The organism is Qipengyuania sp. GPGPB31 (assembly GCF_038396345.1).
Lineage (GTDB): Bacteria > Pseudomonadota > Alphaproteobacteria > Sphingomonadales > Sphingomonadaceae > Qipengyuania > Qipengyuania citrea.
The window spans coordinates 820,620-838,297 of the sequence record NZ_CP149572.1 but is presented as its reverse complement, the minus strand read 5'-3'; the positions used below and the strand labels follow the sequence as shown (position 1 = coordinate 838,297).

18 protein-coding genes are annotated in these 17,678 nt (G+C 64.0%); all 18 read left to right on the top strand.

What is annotated here, in order from left to right:
• The 18 genes from WKH79_RS04315 (at position 1) to WKH79_RS04230 (ending at position 17,671) form a co-directional block, all read left to right on the top strand.
• Positions 1-891, top strand: a complete 891-nt coding sequence (locus tag WKH79_RS04315; RefSeq protein WP_341859707.1) for an NADH-quinone oxidoreductase subunit C — start codon at positions 1-3, stop codon at positions 889-891.
• Complete coding sequence (locus WKH79_RS04310; protein ID WP_341859706.1) at positions 888-1,421, top strand: hypothetical protein; 534 nt, start codon at positions 888-890, stop codon at positions 1,419-1,421. Before WKH79_RS04315 ends, WKH79_RS04310 begins: the two co-directional genes overlap by 4 nt.
• A complete protein-coding gene (locus WKH79_RS04305; RefSeq protein WP_341859705.1) occupies positions 1,418-2,635 on the top strand; it encodes an NADH-quinone oxidoreductase subunit D in 1,218 nt (405 codons plus the stop codon). Before WKH79_RS04310 ends, WKH79_RS04305 begins: the two co-directional genes overlap by 4 nt.
• Positions 2,632-2,814: a hypothetical protein gene (locus tag WKH79_RS04300; protein ID WP_063511447.1), complete on the top strand. Its 183-nt coding sequence runs from the start codon at positions 2,632-2,634 to the stop codon at positions 2,812-2,814. Before WKH79_RS04305 ends, WKH79_RS04300 begins: the two co-directional genes overlap by 4 nt.
• A complete protein-coding gene (gene nuoE / locus WKH79_RS04295; protein ID WP_050601227.1) occupies positions 2,807-3,475 on the top strand; it encodes an NADH-quinone oxidoreductase subunit NuoE in 669 nt (222 codons plus the stop codon). Before WKH79_RS04300 ends, nuoE begins: the two co-directional genes overlap by 8 nt.
• Positions 3,475-3,615 (top strand): hypothetical protein, encoded by a 141-nt coding sequence (locus tag WKH79_RS04290; RefSeq protein WP_197458229.1) that lies wholly within the window; start codon positions 3,475-3,477, stop codon positions 3,613-3,615. Before nuoE ends, WKH79_RS04290 begins: the two co-directional genes overlap by 1 nt.
• Positions 3,615-4,907, top strand: a complete 1,293-nt coding sequence (gene nuoF / locus WKH79_RS04285) for an NADH-quinone oxidoreductase subunit NuoF (protein WP_083437405.1) — start codon at positions 3,615-3,617, stop codon at positions 4,905-4,907. Before WKH79_RS04290 ends, nuoF begins: the two co-directional genes overlap by 1 nt.
• Positions 4,907-6,916 carry an NADH-quinone oxidoreductase subunit NuoG gene (gene nuoG, locus WKH79_RS04280; RefSeq protein WP_341859704.1) on the top strand — a complete coding sequence of 670 codons (2,010 nt, stop codon included), beginning with the start codon at positions 4,907-4,909 and terminating at the stop codon, positions 6,914-6,916. The genes nuoF and nuoG overlap by 1 nt, the downstream gene beginning before the upstream one ends.
• Positions 6,913-7,959 (top strand): NADH-quinone oxidoreductase subunit NuoH, encoded by a 1,047-nt coding sequence (gene nuoH, locus WKH79_RS04275; protein WP_050601229.1) that lies wholly within the window; start codon positions 6,913-6,915, stop codon positions 7,957-7,959. Before nuoG ends, nuoH begins: the two co-directional genes overlap by 4 nt.
• Entirely contained in the window at positions 7,956-8,441 is a 486-nt protein-coding gene (gene nuoI, locus WKH79_RS04270) for an NADH-quinone oxidoreductase subunit NuoI (protein ID WP_050601230.1), read from the top strand. Before nuoH ends, nuoI begins: the two co-directional genes overlap by 4 nt.
• A gap of 145 nt (positions 8,442-8,586) precedes the next feature.
• The gene (locus tag WKH79_RS04265; RefSeq protein ID WP_050601231.1) at positions 8,587-9,210 is read left to right on the top strand and encodes an NADH-quinone oxidoreductase subunit J; all 624 of its coding nucleotides are present in this window, start codon (positions 8,587-8,589) and stop codon (positions 9,208-9,210) included.
• Positions 9,207-9,512 carry an NADH-quinone oxidoreductase subunit NuoK gene (nuoK, locus tag WKH79_RS04260; RefSeq protein WP_050601232.1) on the top strand — a complete coding sequence of 102 codons (306 nt, stop codon included), beginning with the start codon at positions 9,207-9,209 and terminating at the stop codon, positions 9,510-9,512. The genes WKH79_RS04265 and nuoK overlap by 4 nt, the downstream gene beginning before the upstream one ends.
• A gap of 6 nt (positions 9,513-9,518) precedes the next feature.
• A complete protein-coding gene (gene nuoL, locus WKH79_RS04255; protein ID WP_050601233.1) occupies positions 9,519-11,510 on the top strand; it encodes an NADH-quinone oxidoreductase subunit L in 1,992 nt (663 codons plus the stop codon).
• Entirely contained in the window at positions 11,510-13,066 is a 1,557-nt protein-coding gene (locus WKH79_RS04250) for an NADH-quinone oxidoreductase subunit M (protein ID WP_341859703.1), read from the top strand. The genes nuoL and WKH79_RS04250 overlap by 1 nt, the downstream gene beginning before the upstream one ends.
• Positions 13,066-14,529 (top strand): NADH-quinone oxidoreductase subunit NuoN, encoded by a 1,464-nt coding sequence (gene nuoN, locus WKH79_RS04245; protein WP_341859702.1) that lies wholly within the window; start codon positions 13,066-13,068, stop codon positions 14,527-14,529. The genes WKH79_RS04250 and nuoN overlap by 1 nt, the downstream gene beginning before the upstream one ends.
• Positions 14,526-15,248, top strand: coding sequence for a biotin--[acetyl-CoA-carboxylase] ligase (locus WKH79_RS04240; RefSeq protein WP_341860091.1), 723 nt, complete (start codon positions 14,526-14,528; stop codon positions 15,246-15,248). Before nuoN ends, WKH79_RS04240 begins: the two co-directional genes overlap by 4 nt.
• A 3-nt stretch (positions 15,249-15,251) precedes the next feature.
• Positions 15,252-16,025, top strand: coding sequence for a type III pantothenate kinase (locus WKH79_RS04235; RefSeq protein WP_063505398.1), 774 nt, complete (start codon positions 15,252-15,254; stop codon positions 16,023-16,025).
• Complete coding sequence (locus WKH79_RS04230) at positions 16,022-17,671, top strand: ribonuclease J (protein WP_197459560.1); 1,650 nt, start codon at positions 16,022-16,024, stop codon at positions 17,669-17,671. Before WKH79_RS04235 ends, WKH79_RS04230 begins: the two co-directional genes overlap by 4 nt.
• Positions 17,672-17,678: the final 7 nt, after the last annotated feature.

Sequence of the window (17,678 nt, the reverse complement as noted above, 5' to 3'; positions counted from 1 at the left end):
ATGGCTACGCTACATTCCGCACCCCGCTTCACGCAGATCAACGGGCTGAAGGACACGCTGGGTAAGGCGCTCGGCGCGCACTTGCTCGATGTGCATGAAGAGCACGGCGAACTGCTGTTCACCGTAAAGCGCGAGAGCATCGAGGACGTGCTGCGCATCCTGCGCGACGACCACAAGTACCAGCAGCTGATGGAAATCGCCGGGGTCGACTATCCGAGCCGCGCGGAGCGGTTCGAAGTCGTTTACATGCTGCTTTCGCTGACCACGAACAACCGCATCATGGTCAAGTGTTCGGCGAGCGAGGACACGCCGGTCCCGACGGCAACGACGCTGTGGCCCAATGCGGGCTGGCTCGAGCGCGAAGTGTTCGACATGTACGGCGTGCTCTTCGCGGGCAACACCGACCTGCGCCGGATCCTTACCGATTACGGTTTCGAAGGGCACCCCTTCCGCAAGGATTTCCCGCTCACCGGCTATCACGAGCTGCGCTATTCGGAAGACGAGAAGCGCGTGGTCTACGAACCGGTCGAGCTCGCGCAGGACCTGCGCCAGTTCGACTTCATGAGTCCCTGGGAAGGGGCCGATTACGTGCTGCCGGGTGACGAGAAGGCGGATGTCCCGCCGGTCGACGAACCCAAGACCACCGAAACGCCCAAGGACACGGGTGCGGGCAAGAAAACCGACGAACATGCGGCCGACAAGGTCAGCGCCGGTGCCCCGGCCGAGGAAGACGGCGGCGAGAACGCCCCGGCTCCCGAACCGACCGAGGACCAGCCCGCACGCGCCGAGCGCGAGGGCAAGACCACCGACACCGCCGAAGCGACCGAGCCGGATGCGCCGGATAACGATGCCGGCGGCCCCGCGCCTGCGGCCGGGAAGCGCAAGCCATGAAGCGGCTGCTCCTGATTGCCCTCCCGCTGGCGCTCGCCGGGTGTTCTTCGGAACCCGCCGAGCAGGAAAGCGCCGACGATTTCGCCAGCCGTATCGGCCAGGACGGCAATGCCACTGGCGGACCGCAGGCCGATCCCGACCTGCCCAACACTGCAAGCGTTACGGCGCCCGGCGGTGCCGATCTGACCCAGCTCCAGAAGCTGGGCGATATCGGCGGCGTCGACCTGGGGGCGCGCGACGGCGGCTGCACGCTGATGGTCGGCAAGGACGAAATGCTGATCGCCGGTGCGCCCGATGACGCCTCGGTTCCCGGCAAGGCGGTGGTGCGCCTGGGCGACAGCCTGGTGCTGACCGATGCCGCGGCGGGCGGTCTCGACGCCATCCGCAACGGGACCAGCTTCGCGGGCGAAGGCTTCACCGTCTCGGTCGCTCCCGCTGCGGGCACCGAGCAACGCCGTCCCGCGAATGTCACCGTGACCGACGCGGCGGGCAAGACGCAAAGCTACAGCGGTAACTGGATCTGTTCATGAGCCACGCCATGCATCTGGAAGAGTCGCCGACCACCGGCGACGAAGTGATCACCAATTACACGATCAACTTCGGGCCCCAGCACCCCGCGGCGCACGGCGTGCTGCGCATGGTGATGGAGCTCGACGGCGAGATCATCGAACGGATCGATCCGCATGTCGGCCTGCTGCACCGCGGCACCGAAAAGCTGATCGAGCACAAGACCTATCTGCAGGCGCTGCCCTATTTCGACCGGCTCGACTACTGTTCGCCGCTGGCGCAGGAATACAGCTACGTCCTCGCGATCGAGAAGCTGCTCAATGTAGAGGTGCCCGAACGCGCGCAATACCTGCGTGTGCTGTTCGCCGAGCTGACCCGCATCTGCAATCACATGCTCAACATCGGCGCCCATGTCATGGATGTCGGCGCGATGACGCCGAACCTGTGGGTGTTCGAGCTGCGCGAAGACTGCATGAACTTCTTCGAGCGGGCCTCGGGTGCGCGCATGCACAGCGCCTGGTTCCGCCCCGGCGGCGTCCACCAGGACGTGCCTGAAAAGCTGTTGGTCGACATCGGCAACTGGGTCGATGGCCGGCTCCAGGAACTGTTCGGCGATGCGATGAGCCTCGTGCTCGACAACCGCATCTTCAAGCAGCGCAATGTCGATATCGCCGTGGTCAGCAAGGACGATGCGGTCGCCTGGGGTTTCTCCGGCCCGATGATCCGCGCTGCAGGCATCCCGTGGGACCTGCGCAAGTCGCAGCCCTACGACGTCTACGAGCGGATGGAATTCGACATTCCCGTGGGCACCAATTCCGACTGCTACGACCGTTTCGTGGTGCGCGTGAAGGAAGTCTACGAAAGCGCGAAGATCATCAAGCAGTGCCTGGCGCAGATGCCCGGCGGGCCGATCTGCTCCCACGACCGCAAGGTCTCGCCGCCCAAGCGCGCCGAGATGAAGCAGTCGATGGAAGCGCTGATCCATCACTTCAAGCTCTACACCGAAGGGTTCCACGTCCCCGCCGGCGAAGTCTATGTCGCGACCGAAAGCCCCAAGGGCGAATTCGGCGTCTATCTGGTCAGCGACGGGTCGAACAAACCCTATCGCTGCAAGATCCGGCCGACCGCGTTCAGTCATTTGCAGGCGATGGATTTCATGAGCCGCGGCCATATGCTGCCCGACGCCACCGCCATTCTCGGCGCCATCGACGTCGTGTTCGGGGAGTGTGACCGGTGATCGCGCGCGAAGTATTCATCTTCATCGCGGCATTTGCGGCATTCGCTTCGGCGGTTGCTGCCTATCTGTTCGCCTTCCATGGCGAAAGCTCGCTCAAGGAAATCCTTTCGACGGCCTTCGCTGCCGTCATCGGTCTCTATGTGGGCCGTTATGTCGAACGCAGGTTGATCAATGGCTGACCGTTCCCTCGCTCCCGATACCCCCGAGCTGCGCGAGCGCTGGGGCGGTTTCGAGTTCACCGAAAGCTACCGGGCCCGTGCCGACAGGGCGATTGCGCGCTATCCCGAAGGGCGCCAGCGCTCGGCAGTGATGCCGCTGCTCGACCTCGCCCAGCGCCAGGTCGGCGAAGAAACAAACACGCAGGGCTGGCTGCCGCTGCCGGTGATCGAATATGTCGCCGATTACCTCGACATGCCGGTGATCCGCGTACTCGAGGTTGCGACCTTCTACTTCATGTACAACCTCCGGCCCGTGGGTAAGTACCACGTGCAGGTGTGCGGCACGACGCCGTGCATGCTGCGTGGTTCGGACGGCCTTCTCGCTACCTGCAGCAAGCGCGGGATGAAGAAGGGCCACGTGTCGGAAGACGGGTTGTGGACGCTGACCGAAGTCGAATGCATGGGCAATTGCGCGACTGCGCCGATGGTCCAGATCAACGACGACAATTACGAAGACCTGACCCCCGAGCGCCTCGACGCGGTGCTCGACGCACTGGCGCGGGGCGAGCAGCCGAAGACCGGCACGCAAGAACCCGGCCGGCACACTAGCGAACCCGCCGGCGGGCCGACCACGCTGACCGAGATGGTCGATGCCAATCACGATTACCGGAAGGAATGGTGATGGAGATCGTCACTATCCTCGTCGCGTTGGTGCTCGCCTGGATCGCCTGGAAGGTGCTGGTGGGCCTCGTGAAATTCGGCGTTCTCGCGCTTATCGCGGTCGCTGCCATCTATTTCCTCTCGCAAGGGGGCGCATTCTGATGCTTGCCGACAAGGATCGCATCTTCACCAATGTCTACGGCTTCCAGGACTGGGGCCTCAAGGCGGCGCAGCAGCGCGGCGACTGGGACGATACCAAATCGCTGATTGCGCGCGGCCATGACAGCATCATCGACGAGATGAAGGCTTCGGGCCTGCGCGGGCGGGGCGGGGCAGGCTTCCCCACCGGCCTGAAATGGTCGTTCATGCCGAAGGAATCGAAGGACGGCCGTCCCAGCTTCCTCGTCATCAATGCCGACGAATCCGAACCCGGCAGTTGCAAGGACCGCGAGATCATCCGCCACGATCCGCACAAGCTGATCGAAGGCGCGCTGGTCGCCGGCTATGCAATGCGTGCGCGCGCGGCCTATATCTATATCCGCGGCGAATACATCCGCGAGGCGGAGACTCTTCAGGCCGCGATCGACGAAGCCTATGATGCGGGGCTGATCGGCAAGAACGCTTCGAAGTCGGGCTACGATTTCGACGTCTTCCTGCACCGCGGCGCGGGCGCCTATATCTGCGGCGAAGAGACCGCGATGATCGAGAGCCTCGAGGGCAAAAAGGGCCAGCCGCGGCTTAAGCCCCCGTTCCCCGCGGGAGCAGGTCTCTACGGCTGCCCGACCACGGTCAACAATGTCGAATCGATTGCCGTCGTGCCAACCATCCTGCGTCGGGGCGCATCGTGGTTCAGCTCGTTCGGGCGCGAGAACAACAAGGGCACCAAGCTCTTCCAGATCAGCGGCCATGTGAACAAGCCCTGCGTGGTCGAGGAAGCGCTCAGCATTCCGTTCAGCGAGCTGATCGAGAAGCATTGCGGCGGTATCCGCGGCGGCAAGGACAATCTGCTCGCGGTGATCCCGGGCGGATCGTCGGTGCCGCTGGTTCCGGCCGAGCAGATCTGGGATGCGCCGATGGATTTCGACGGGCTCAAGGAGCTCGGCTCGGGTCTCGGCACTGCCGGCGTCATCGTGATGGACAAGTCGACCGACATCGTCCGCGCGATCAGCCGCATCAGCTATTTCTACAAGCACGAGAGCTGCGGCCAGTGCACGCCCTGCCGCGAAGGTACGGGCTGGATGTGGCGGATGATGGAGCGCCTGCGCACCGGCGATGCCGCGATCGAGGAAATCGACATGCTGCAGCAGGTCACCAAGCAGGTCGAAGGCCATACCATCTGCGCGCTGGGTGATGCGGCTGCCTGGCCGATCCAGGGCCTGATCCGCCACTTCCGCCCCGAGCTCGAGCGCCGGATCGAAGAACACAACGCCAAATTTGCCGAGGCAGCGGAATAATGCCCAAAGTCACCGTAGACGGACAGGAAATCGAGGTCCCCGATGGCGCGACCGTCCTTCAGGCCTGCGAGCTTGCGGGCAAGGAAATCCCGCGCTTCTGCTATCACGAGCGGCTGAGCATCGCCGGCAACTGCCGCATGTGCCTGGTCGAAGTGAAGCCCGGACCGCCCAAGCCGCAGGCGAGCTGTGCGCTGCCGGCTACCGACGGGCAGGAAATCCGCACCGACAGCGAAATGGTCAAGACCGCGCGCGAAGGCGTGATGGAATTCCTGCTGATCAACCATCCGCTCGACTGCCCGATCTGCGACCAGGGCGGCGAATGCGACCTGCAGGACCAGTCGGTCGCCTATGGCCGCGGGGCCACGCGCTACGAAGAGAACAAGCGCGCGGTGACCGAGAAATACATGGGCCCGCTGATCAAGACGGTCATGACCCGCTGCATCCACTGCACCCGCTGCGTGCGCTTCTCCGAAGAGATCGCCGGCGTGGACGAAATCGGCGCGCTCTATCGCGGCGAGGACATGCAGATCACCACCTATCTCGAGCAGGCGGCCGAGCATGAGCTGTCGGCCAATGTGATCGACCTGTGCCCGGTCGGCGCGCTGACCAGCCGCCCCTATGCCTTCGAAGCGCGCCCGTGGGAGCTCAAGAAGACGCTCAGCATCGACGTCTCGGATGCGGTGGGGTCGAACATCCGGCTCGACAGCCGTGGCCGCGAAGTCATGCGCGCGCTGCCGCGCATCAATGACGACGTCAACGAGGAATGGATCTCGGACAAGACCCGTTACCAGGTCGACGGCCTGTCGAAGCGGCGCCTGGACAAGGTCTTCATGCGCAAGCGCGGCAAGCTGCAACCGGCGAGCTGGGACGAGGCGTTCAAGGCGATCGCCAAGGCCAAGCCGGGCAACAGCATTGCCGCCATCGCGGGCGACATGGTCGATTGCGAAACCATGTTCGCCGCCAAGACGCTGCTCAAGGCCTGCGGTTCGTCGCTGATCGAAGGCCGCCAGACCGGCATGGATTACGACGTGTCGAACTTGGCCGCGGTCAATTTCAATTCGACCTTTGCGGGTATCGAAACCGCCGATGCTATCCTGATCGTCGGCAGCCACATCCGCTGGGAAGCGCCGCTGGTCAACGTGCGGATCCGCAAGGCGGTGAAGCGCGGCGCCAGGGTCTTCGTGGTCGGTCCGCAGTGGGACACGACCTATCCGGCGCAGTTCCTCGGCGAGGACCTCGCAGTGCTCGGCGAATTGCCCAAGGAGGTGGTCGATGCCTTCGCCGGCGCCGAACGCCCCGCCATCATCATGGGCGGCGCGGCGCTTGCCAAGGGCGCGCTGGGGGCAGGCCTCGCCTTTGCCGAAACGCACAAGCTGGTGCGCGAGGGCTGGAACGGCTTCAATGTGCTGCACTTCAGTGCAGCACGGATGGGCGGATTGATGCTCGGTTTCGCGCAGAAGGGCGGGATGAAGGACATCGCCGCGGCAGGGCCCAAGGTGGTCATCAGCCTGGGCGCCGACGAGATGGATTTCGAACCCTTCGCCGACAGCCTGAAGGTCTATATCGGCCATCACGGCGACAAGGGCGCGCATGCAGCGGACATCATCCTGCCGGGTTCGAGCTTCGCCGAGAAGGACGGGACCTACGTCAATACCGAAGGCCGCGTGCAATTCGCCGAACGAGCTGTGTTCGCGCCGGGTGACGCGCGCGAGGACTGGACGATCCTGCGCGCGCTGGCCGATGCGCTCAAGGTCGAGGTCGGCTTCGACAGCTTTGCCGAATTGCAGGCCAACATGATCCGCGAAGTCCCCGCGCTGGGCGAGGAAGGCCTTGCCGCTTATGGGGACTTGCCCAAGGGTGGCAGCACGGCCAGGGCGGAAGGGCGGATCACCGCCTATCCGATCAAGGACTTCTACCTCACCAATCCCATCGCCCGCGCCAGCGCGGTGATGCAGCAATGTTCGAGCGAACTGCTCGGCAGCGGCGAGCTTGCGGAGGCCGCGGAATGACCGAATTCTTCCAATCGCTGGGCATGACCTACGAATGGGCCTGGGGTCTTGCGACCTTTGCCGGGATCCTGCTGATCGCGCTGCCGCTGATGCTCAGCGTCGCGATGGTCATCTATGTCGACCGCAAGGTGTGGGCGGCGATCAACCTGCGCCGCGGTCCCAATGTGGTAGGCCCGTTCGGCCTGCTGCAGAGCTTTGCCGACGGGTTGAAGGTGTTCCTGCAGGAAACGATCATTCCCTCGGCGGCGAACAAGGGGATCTTTCTCCTCGCTCCGATCCTCACCTTCACCGTCGCGCTCGGCGCGTGGGCGGTGGTGCCGTTCAGCGCCGAAGCGGTGCTGGCGGACATCAACATCGGGCTGCTCTACATTCTCGCGATCAGTTCGCTGTCGGTGTACGGCGTGGTGATGAGCGGGTGGGCGAGTAACTCGAAATACCCGTTCTTCTCGGCCATGCGCGCCGCTGCGCAGATGATCAGCTACGAAGTCTCGATCGGCTTCATCCTGGTGTGCGTCGTGCTGTTCGCGGGCACGTTCAATCTGAACGACATCGTCCGCGCGCAGGAAGGCTTCGGCCTCGGCTTCATCAACGCCTATGGCATCCATCCGCTGCTGTTCCCAATGTGGGTGATGTTCTTCATCAGCTCGCTCGCGGAAACGCAGCGCGTGCCGTTCGATCTGACCGAGGCGGAAAGCGAGCTCGTCGCCGGGTACCAGACCGAATATAGCTCGATGAGCTTCGCGCTGTTCTGGCTGGGCGAATATGCCAACATCCTGCTGATGTGCATTCTCAATGCGCTGCTGTTCTGGGGTGGCTGGCTGCCGCCGTTCGACTGGGCGCCGCTCTATTACGTGCCCGGGATCGTCTGGCTGCTGCTCAAGACCTTCTTCTTCTTCTTCATGTTCAGCTGGGTGATGGCGACCGTACCGCGCTATCGCTACGACCAGCTGATGCGCCTGGGCTGGAAGGTGTTCCTTCCGATCAGCCTCGGCTTCGTCGTCGTCATTTCGGGCTATCTGATGGCCACGGGACATTACGGATGAGTATCGCGCAAACCATCAAGGCGTTCACCCTGTGGGAGTTCGTGAAGGCGCATGCCCTCACGCTGAAGTATTTCTTCAAGCCCAAGGTCACGATCAACTACCCGTTCGAGAAGAACCCGATCTCGCCCCGCTTCCGCGGCGAGCATGCGCTGCGCCGCTATCCCAACGGGGAAGAACGCTGCATCGCCTGCAAGCTGTGTGAGGCCGTCTGCCCCGCGCAGGCGATCACGATCGAGAGCGAACCGCGCGAGGACGGCAGCCGCCGCACCACGCGCTACGACATCGACATGACCAAGTGCATCTATTGCGGCTTCTGTCAGGAAGCCTGCCCGGTGGATGCCGTGGTTGAGGGGCCGAACTTCGAATACGCCACCGAAACGCGTGAGGAACTGCTGTACGACAAGGCCAAGCTGCTGGCGAACGGGGACAAGTGGGAGCGGGCGATCGCCGCGAACCTTGAAGCCGATGCGCCCTATCGCTAGGGGCCGCGCGTGACTGGGGCATACCAACTCACCACCATTTCCGTCATCCCCGCGCAGGCGCGGATTCATCAGGCGGCAGTGGCACCATGCAACGTTATCCGGACCCCCGCCTTTGCGGGCGTGACGCAAGAGGTTTGAGGGAAAAGTGATACAGACTATCGCCTTTTACCTGTTCGCAGCACTGGTCATCGCCAGCGCCGTCATGGTCATCATGTCGCGCAACCCGGTGCATTCGGTGCTGTGGCTGATCCTCGCCTTCTTCAATGCGGCCGGGCTGATGGTCCTCGTCGGCGCCGAATTCATCGCCGCGCTGATGGTCATCGTCTATGTCGGCGCAGTCGCGGTGCTGTTCCTGTTCGTGGTGATGATGCTCGACATCGACTTTGCAGAACTGCGCGCGGGCTTCATCAAGAACTTCCCGCTGGGTATCGCGATCGCGCTGGTGCTCGCTGCCGAGCTGATCTTCGGGATCGGTGCCTATCAGGCCGGGCGGATCGACCTGGGCGTCGCCAGCGGCGCTGCTGCCCCCATCCTCGGGGAATCCAATACCGCCAGCATCGGCGCGGTGCTGTACCGCGACTATATCTTCCTGTTCGAAGCCGCAGGCCTGATCCTGCTGGTGGCAATGGTCGGCGCGATCGTGCTGACGCACCGTAAGCGCCCCGACGGTGCGCGCGGCCAGCAGGACATTACCCGCCAGGTGCGCCGCAATCCGGACGAGGCAACCGTCATGAAACAGCCCGAAGTGGGCAGGGGGGTCGAGCTGTGATCGGCATCGAACACTATATCGTGGTCAGCGCGATCCTGTTCGTGCTGGGCGTGCTGGGTATCTTCCTGAACCGGAAGAACATCATCGTCATCCTGATGGCGATCGAACTGATCCTGCTCAGCGTCAATCTCCAGCTGGTCGCGTTCAGCGCCTTTCTCGGCGATCTGGTGGGGCAGGTCTTCGCCATGTTCGTGCTGACCGTGGCAGCGGGCGAAGCCGCCGTCGGTCTCGCCATTCTCGTCACCTATTTCCGTAGCCGTGGCACGATTGCCGTCGACGACGTCGACCGGTTGAAGGGATAAGCACCCGTGCACCCGATCCTCTTTATCGTATTCCTGCCGCTGCTGGCGGCGCTCGTCGCCGGCCTGACCAACAAGGCCGCGCCGCCGGTCTTCGCCAAGGCGGTGACCACCGGGGCGCTGTTCATCAGCGCCGCGCTCAGCTGGCCGATTTTCCTCGGCTTCGTGGGCGGATCGTCCGAAGCGACCGTGGTGCCGGTGCTTACCTGGATCCAGTCGGGCACGCTGGCATTCGACTGGGCGCTGCGCGTCGATACGCTGACCGCGGTCATGCTGGTGGTGATCAACACCGTTTCGGCGCTCGTCCACCTCTACAGCTGGGGCTATATGGACGAAGACCCCGACCAGCCGCGGTTCTTCGCCTATCTGTCGCTGTTCACCTTCGCCATGCTGATGCTGGTGACGGCGGACAACCTCGTCCAGATGTTCTTCGGTTGGGAAGGCGTGGGCCTGGCATCCTACCTGCTGATCGGTTTCTGGTTCCGCAAGCCGAGTGCCAATGCCGCCGCGATCAAGGCCTTCGTGGTCAACCGCGTCGGCGACCTTGGCTTCATGCTGGGCATTTTCGGCACCTATCTGGTGTTCGACACCGTCTCGATCACCGAAATACTCGCCGCCGCGCCCGGTATGAGCGGGGCGACGATCGGCTTCCTCGGCTTCACCGTGCAGACGATGGACGTGCTGTGCATCCTGCTGTTCATCGGCGCGATGGGCAAATCGGCGCAGCTCGGCCTGCACACCTGGCTGCCCGACGCGATGGAAGGCCCGACGCCGGTGTCGGCACTGATCCATGCCGCGACCATGGTGACCGCGGGCGTGTTCATGGTCTGCCGCCTTTCGCCCATGTTCGAAACCGCGCCCGTGGCGCTGGGCATGGTGACCTTCATCGGCGCTGCCACCTGCATCTTTGCCGCCACAGTCGGCACCACGCAGTGGGACATCAAGCGCGTGATCGCCTATTCGACCTGTTCGCAGCTGGGCTACATGTTCTTTGCCGCGGGCGTCGGCGCATATGGCGTGGCGATGTTCCACCTGTTCACTCACGCCTTCTTCAAGGCGCTGCTGTTCCTGGGTGCGGGCTCGGTCATCCATGCGATGCACCACGAACAGGACATGCGCTATTACGGTGAGCTGCGGAAGCACATCCCGCTGACTTTCTGGGCGATGATGATGGGTACGCTGGCGATTACCGGCGTGGGCATCTATCATCTCGGTGCAGGCTTCGCCGGCTTCTGGTCGAAGGACGCGATCCTTGAAGTGGCCTATGGCCGCGGGACAGAGCTGGGCAATTTCGCCTTCTGGATGGGCACCTTCGCCGCGCTGCTGACCAGCTTCTACAGCTGGCGGCTGATGTTCCTCACCTTCTGGGGCAAGCCGCGCTGGATCGAGAGCGAGCACATCCAGCATTCGGTTCACAAGACCCCCGCCGAAGCGGGCGAGGACACGACCGGCGGCTATCATCCGCATGAAAGCCCGCTGTCGATGCTGATCCCGCTGGGCGTGCTGTCGATCGGTGCGGTCCTGGCCGGACAGATTTTCGCGCCGACCTTCCTCGATGATGCCGCGTTCTGGGGCAGCTCGATCTTCTACAACGAACCGCTCATCCACGCGATGCACGGCGTGCCCTATCTGGTGAAATACGCCGCCTTCATCGTCATGCTGATCGGCCTGTTCGTCGCCTGGCTGGCCTATATCAAGGACACCAGCATTCCGGGCAAGACGGCCGAACAGCTCGGGCCGATCTACCGCTTCCTCTACAACAAGTGGTATTTCGACGAGCTCTATCACTACCTGTTCATCGTCCCCGCCTTCTGGCTGGGGCGCCAGTTCTGGAAACTCGGTGATGTCGGCACGATCGACCGCTTCGGCCCCAATGGCATTGCCTGGGTGGTCGAGAAGGGGGCCGTTGGCGCCCGCCGCTTCCAGACCGGATATCTGTATAGCTATGCGCTGGTGATGCTCCTCGGGCTCGTCGCCGCCATCACCTGGGTGCTGTTCTGATGGAATTCCCCATCCTTTCGCTGATGCTCGCCGTGCCGCTGGCCGGCGCTATCGCCTGCCTGTTCCTTGGTGCGCACACCGCGCGCATGATCGCGCTGGTGGCCACGCTGGTCGATCTCGCGCTCGGCGTGTTGCTGTGGCTCAATTACGATATCGGCGGGGCGCAGTGGCAGTTTACCGAACGCGCGGAGATCTTCGCGGGCTTCAGCTATGCGCTGGGGATCGACGGGATCGCGCTGATGCTGATCATGCTCAGCGTGTTCCTGATGCCCATCTGCATCCTCGCCAGCTGGGATGCGATCAGCAAGCGCGTCGGCGAATACATGAGCGCCTTCCTGCTGATGGAAGTGCTGATGATCGGCGTCTTCGCCTCGCAGGACATGTTCCTGTTCTACATCTTCTTCGAAGCCGGCCTGATCCCGATGTACCTGATCATCGGCGTATGGGGCGGCGATAACCGCATCTACGCCTCGTACAAATTCTTCCTCTACACGCTGCTCGGTTCGGTCCTGATGCTGATCGCGATGCTGTGGATGGCGAACGAAGCGGGCACGACCGATATCCCGACGCTGCTGAACTACGACTTCTCGCCGCAGGCGCAGACCTGGTTATGGCTGGCCTTCTTCGCCAGCTTCGCCGTGAAGATGCCGATGTGGCCGGTGCATACCTGGCTGCCCGATGCCCACGTGCAGGCGCCGACCGCCGGATCGGTCATCCTCGCGGGCGTGCTGCTCAAGCTGGGCGGCTACGGCTTCATCCGCTTCAGCCTGCCGATGTTCCCCGAAGCCAGCGCGCAGTTCACCTGGTTCGTCTTCGTCCTGTCGATGATCGCGGTGATCTACACCTCGCTTGTCGCGCTGGTGCAGAGCGACATGAAGAAGCTCATCGCCTATTCCTCGGTCGCGCATATGGCGATCGTGACCGCGGGAATCTTCGCGTTCAACGCGCAGGGCATCGAAGGCGCGGTGATGGTCATGCTGGGCCACGGGCTGGTCTCGGGCGCGCTGTTCCTGTGCGTCGGCGTGATCTACGACCGGCTGCACACGCGCGAGATCGCGCGCTATGGCGGCCTCGCCATCAACATGCCGCGCTATGCGCTGTTCTTCCTGCTGTTCACGATGGCCTCGATCGGCCTGCCGGGCACCAGCAACTTCGTCGGCGAATTTCTTGCGCTGGCGGGCCTCTACAAGGTCTCAACGCTGGTCACGCTGGTCTGCACCACCGGGATCATCCTCGGTGCCGCCTACATGCTGTATCTCTACCGCCGCGTCGTCTTCGGGCTTCAGGTCAACGAAGATGCCGCGCGCATGCCCGACCTCAACGCCCGCGAATGGGCCATGCTCGCCCCGATCGCAGCCGCCGTGCTGTGGATGGGCGTCTATCCGGAAAGCTTCCTAGCCCCCATGCGTCAGGATATTGCCGCTCTCGAGGCGCGCGTGGCACGCGCCGCACCCGATTTCGATGCCGACAACACCATCGGCACGCCGCGCGAACACAATGCCAATTACGTCGGATCCGCGCATGGCGAAGCCCGCGGTGAAGAGGGAGCGCACTGATGTCCTACGCTACCTCGCTCTATCTCACCGCGGCGGAAATCGGCCTGTCGATCACCGCGCTCGTCCTGCTGCTGCTCGCCGCATGGAACGGGGACCGGTCCGCCCGCCTGCTGACCATCATCGCCGTGGCCGCGCTCGTCGGTGCAGCGATCTTCAGCATCGGCTTGTTCGACCGCAGCGCAAGCGAAGTCGCCGAACGGGCTTTTGGCGATCTTTACCGTGCCGATGCCTTCGGCAGCTTCGGCAAGGTGCTGATCTATCTCGCCTCGGCGGCGGTCCTGATCGTCACCCCGCGTTTCTTCACCCAGCTGGGCGGTTACCGCGCCGAATATCCCGTGCTGATGCTGTTCAACGCGGTCGGCATGGGCATCATGGTGTCCGCCACCGACCTGATGACGCTCTACATCGGTCTCGAAATGTCGAGCCTGTCGAGCTACGTGCTGGCCAGCTTCCTGCGGCAGGACGACCGGTCGAGCGAGGCCGGGCTCAAGTACTTCGTGCTCGGCGCGCTGGCGTCGGGCATCATCCTCTACGGCGTCAGCCTGGTCTACGGTTTCACCGGTTCGACCAATTACGACGGCATCCGCGCCGCCTTTGCGCTCGATTTCTCCACCGGTGCATTGTTCGGCGTCGTCTTCGTGCTGGCGGGTGTCGCCTTCAAGATCAGCGCCGTGCCGTTCCACATGTGGACCCCCGACGTTTACGAAGGCGCACCGACGCCGGTCACGGCCTTCTTCGCCAGCGCACCCAAGGTCGCGGCGATGGGCGTGCTGGTGCGGATCGCGATGGATCCCTTCGCGGGCGAAGTCGATGCTTGGCGGCAGATCATCATCTTCGCCGCGCTGGCATCGATCGTGGTGGGCGCGCTCGGCGCCATCGGGCAGCAGAACCTCAAACGCCTGCTGGCCTATTCGTCGATCAACAACGTCGGCTTCATCCTCATCGGTCTTGCCGCCGCGACCGCGGCGGGCGTCGCCAGCGTGCTGACCTATCTGACGATCTACGTCGCCATGGTGATCGGCAGCTTCACCGCGCTGTTGATGCTGCGCGACCCGGCCGGTCAGAACCTCGAAACCTTCGCCGATATTGCCGGGCTCTCGACCCGGCGGCCGGCGCTCGCCTGGTGCCTGCTGGTGCTGATGTTCAGCCTCGCGGGCATTCCGCCGCTGTTCGGGTTCTGGGGCAAGTTCGTGGTGTTCCAGGCCGCCGTGCAGGCCGATCTGGTCGCACTGGCGGCTATCGGGATCGCCGCCAGCGTGATCGGCGCGTTCTATTACCTCAAGTTCATCAAGGTGATGTTCTTCGACGAACCCACGCGCGATGTCGAGACGAGCAGCCCGGTGAGCCACTGGGCCGTGCTGGGCGTGTGCGTCGCGATCCTGTCGCCGCTCGGCTACCTGCTGACCATCCCGCTGGGTGAATGGACGGCGCAGGCCGCGGCATCCTTCGTCGCTGCGATGTGATCCGCTTCGTAACCGAAACCGGTTCGACCAATTCCGATCTCGCCGCGCAGGTGCGCGCGGGCGAGGTGGTGGCCGAGGGTCACTGGCTGGTGGCCGATCGGCAGGTCGCGGGGCGCGGGCGGCAGGGACGCAGCTGGTTCGACGGCAGCGGCAATTTCATGGGCTCGACCGCGGTTCGCATTTCGCCGCGCGATCCCGCCCCGGCAACGCTGGCGCTGGTCGCGGGCGTGGCGGCCTACGAGGCCGTGTCCGCCGTGCTGGCCGAACCCGGCAAGCTGCGGCTAAAATGGCCCAACGATCTCATGCTCGGCGATGCCAAGCTGGCCGGCATCCTGCTCGAACGCGAAGGCGACAGGATCATCGTCGGCATGGGCGTGAACTTGGCTGCCGCGCCCGACCTGCCCGACCGCAAGACCGTGGCGCTGGCCGAACTGGGGCCCGCGCCCGATCGCGACATGTTCGCCCGCACCCTGGCCGAGGCCTTCGACCGCGAACTCGAGCGGTGGCGCACCTACGGCCTCGAACCGCTCACGCGGCGCTGGGCCAGCGTGGCCCACCCGCCCGGCACGCGGCTGACCGTGCAACCGCCGGGCGAGGAGCGGATCGAAGGCGCCTTTGCCGGTTTGACCCCCGACGGCGCGTTGTCGCTGCGCTTGGCGGACGGATCGACCCGTGCCATCCATGCGGGCGACGTGATGCTCGCAAACGAGGAGAGCTGAGCCATGCTGCTCGCCGCCGATGTCGGAAATACCAATGTTGTCTTCGCGCTGATCGACAAGGGCGAGATCAAGGCGCGCTGGCGGATCGCCTCCGACCCGCGCCGGACGGGCGACGAATATGCCGTATGGCTGCTGCAACTGGCCGAATTCCAGGGCTTCGACAGCGGCGAGATCGATCAGGTGATCATCGGCTCGGTCGTTCCCAAGGCGATCCACAATCTCACGGTCCTGTCGGAAAAGTATCTCGGGATCACGCCGCTCATCGCGGGCCAGGACAAGGCGGCCTGGGGAATCGAGCTGGATATCGAACAGCCCAGCTCGCTGGGTGCGGACCGCGCGCTCAACACCATTGCGGCGCATGCCAAGCACGACGGCGATCTTATCGTCATCGATTTCGGTACCGCGACGACATTCGACGTCGTCGATTTCAACGGCGCCTACAAGGGCGGCATCATTGCGCCCGGGATCAATCTGTCGCTTGACGCGCTGGTAGGGAACACGGCCAAATTGCCGCGGATCGCCATCGAGAAGCCCGAAAGCGACAGCGTCATCGGTCGCAACACCGAGGACCAGATGCTGATCGGGGTTTTCTGGGGCTATGTATCTCTGATCGAAGGACTTGTTGCCCGCATGAAGGCTGAAATCGGACGTCCCGCCAAGGTGGTCGCGACAGGGGGCCTGGCGATCCTGTTTGATGAACACACCGACCTGTTCGACGTGGTCGATCCCGACCTCACGCTCGAAGGGCTTGCCATTCTGGCAGGGCGCGCCGCGTGAAGAAGGACTTCACCCCCGAAGACGAACTGCTGTTCCTCGCGCTCGGCGGTTCGGGCGAAATCGGCATGAACGTCAATCTCTATGGCTGCCAGGGCAAATGGCTGATGGTCGATCTGGGAATGACCTTCTCGGGCGACCAGTATCCCGGCGTCGACCTGGTGTTCGCCGATCTGGAATTCATCGAGGAACGCGCCCATCAGCTCGAAGCCATCGTGCTGACGCATGCGCATGAAGACCACATCGGTGCGGTCCCCTATTTCGCCGCCGATCTCGGCGTGCCGATCTATGCCACGCCGTTCACCGCCGACCTCGTCCGCCGCAAGCTCAAGGAAGCGGGCCTGGTCGACGAGGTCGAGCTGCATGTCATCGAAGAGGACCACGGCCAGTTCGCCGTCGGCCCGTTCGAGGTGACCTATATCCCGCTCGCGCATTCGATCGCCGAAGGCAATGCGCTGCTGATCGATACCCCGCACGGGCGGATCTTCCACACCGGTGACTGGAAGCTCGACGAAGACCCCATCATCGGCGAACCGACGACCGAGGAAGAACTGGTCGCGATCGGCGACGAGGGCGTGCTGGCGCTGGTCTGCGACAGCACCAATGTCTTCAATCCCGCGCCGAGCGGTTCGGAAGGGGCGGTCTACAAGGGCTTGCTCGAGGAAGTGCAGCGCCATGCGGGCAAGCGGGTGATGGTGACCACCTTCGCCAGCAATGTCGCACGGCTCCAGACGCTGGGCGATGTCGCGCGCGAAACCGGCCGCCAGGTTTGCGTCGCCGGCCGCTCGCTCGACCGCATCATCGAGGTCTCGCAGGATAACGGCTATCTGCAGGACTTCCCCGACCCGGTCGATTTCGACACCGCGATGGGGCTGCCTCGCGGCGAAGTGCTGATCATTGCGACCGGCGGGCAGGGCGAACCGCGCGCCGCGCTGGCGCGGGTGGCGGACGAAAACCACCCGATCGAACTGGTCAGCGGCGATGTCGTGCTGTTTTCGAGCCGGCAGATCCCGGGCAATGAACTGTCGATCGGGATCGTGCAGAACAAGCTCGCTGCGCGCGGTATCACCATGGTCACCGACCGGCAGAGCATGATCCACGTGTCGGGCCATCCGGGCCGCCCCGAGCTGGAAGCGCTCTATGGCTGGATCCGGCCGGACATCCTCGTCCCCGTGCATGGCGAGATGCGCCACATGCAGGAGCAGGGCAGGCTGGGTAAGGAATGCGCGATACCCGACCAGGTCGTCCAGCAGAACGGCGATCTCGTGCGGCTCGCGCCCGGTGCGCCCGGCAAGATTGCCGAAGTGAAGGCGGGCCGCCTGGTGCTCGATGGCGATCTCATCATCCCGGCCGATGGCGAGGCGATCGCCATGCGGCGCCGGATCATGCGCGAAGGCGTGCTCATCGTCGCGCTCGACGGCGATCTCAACCCGCGGATCGACAGCCTGGGGTTGCCGCTGGACGAGGATTACGACGATTTCGTTGCCGAAGCGACGCGGGACATCACCGCCGCGATCGGCAAGCTTCGCGGCGGCGACCGGCGCGACGAGGCAAGCGTTCACGAGGCTGCGCGGCTCGCCGCGCGCCGGGCGGCGCAGCGCTGGTCGGGCAAGCGACCGCAGGTGCGCGTGATCGTACCCAATCTGTAGGAGGCGC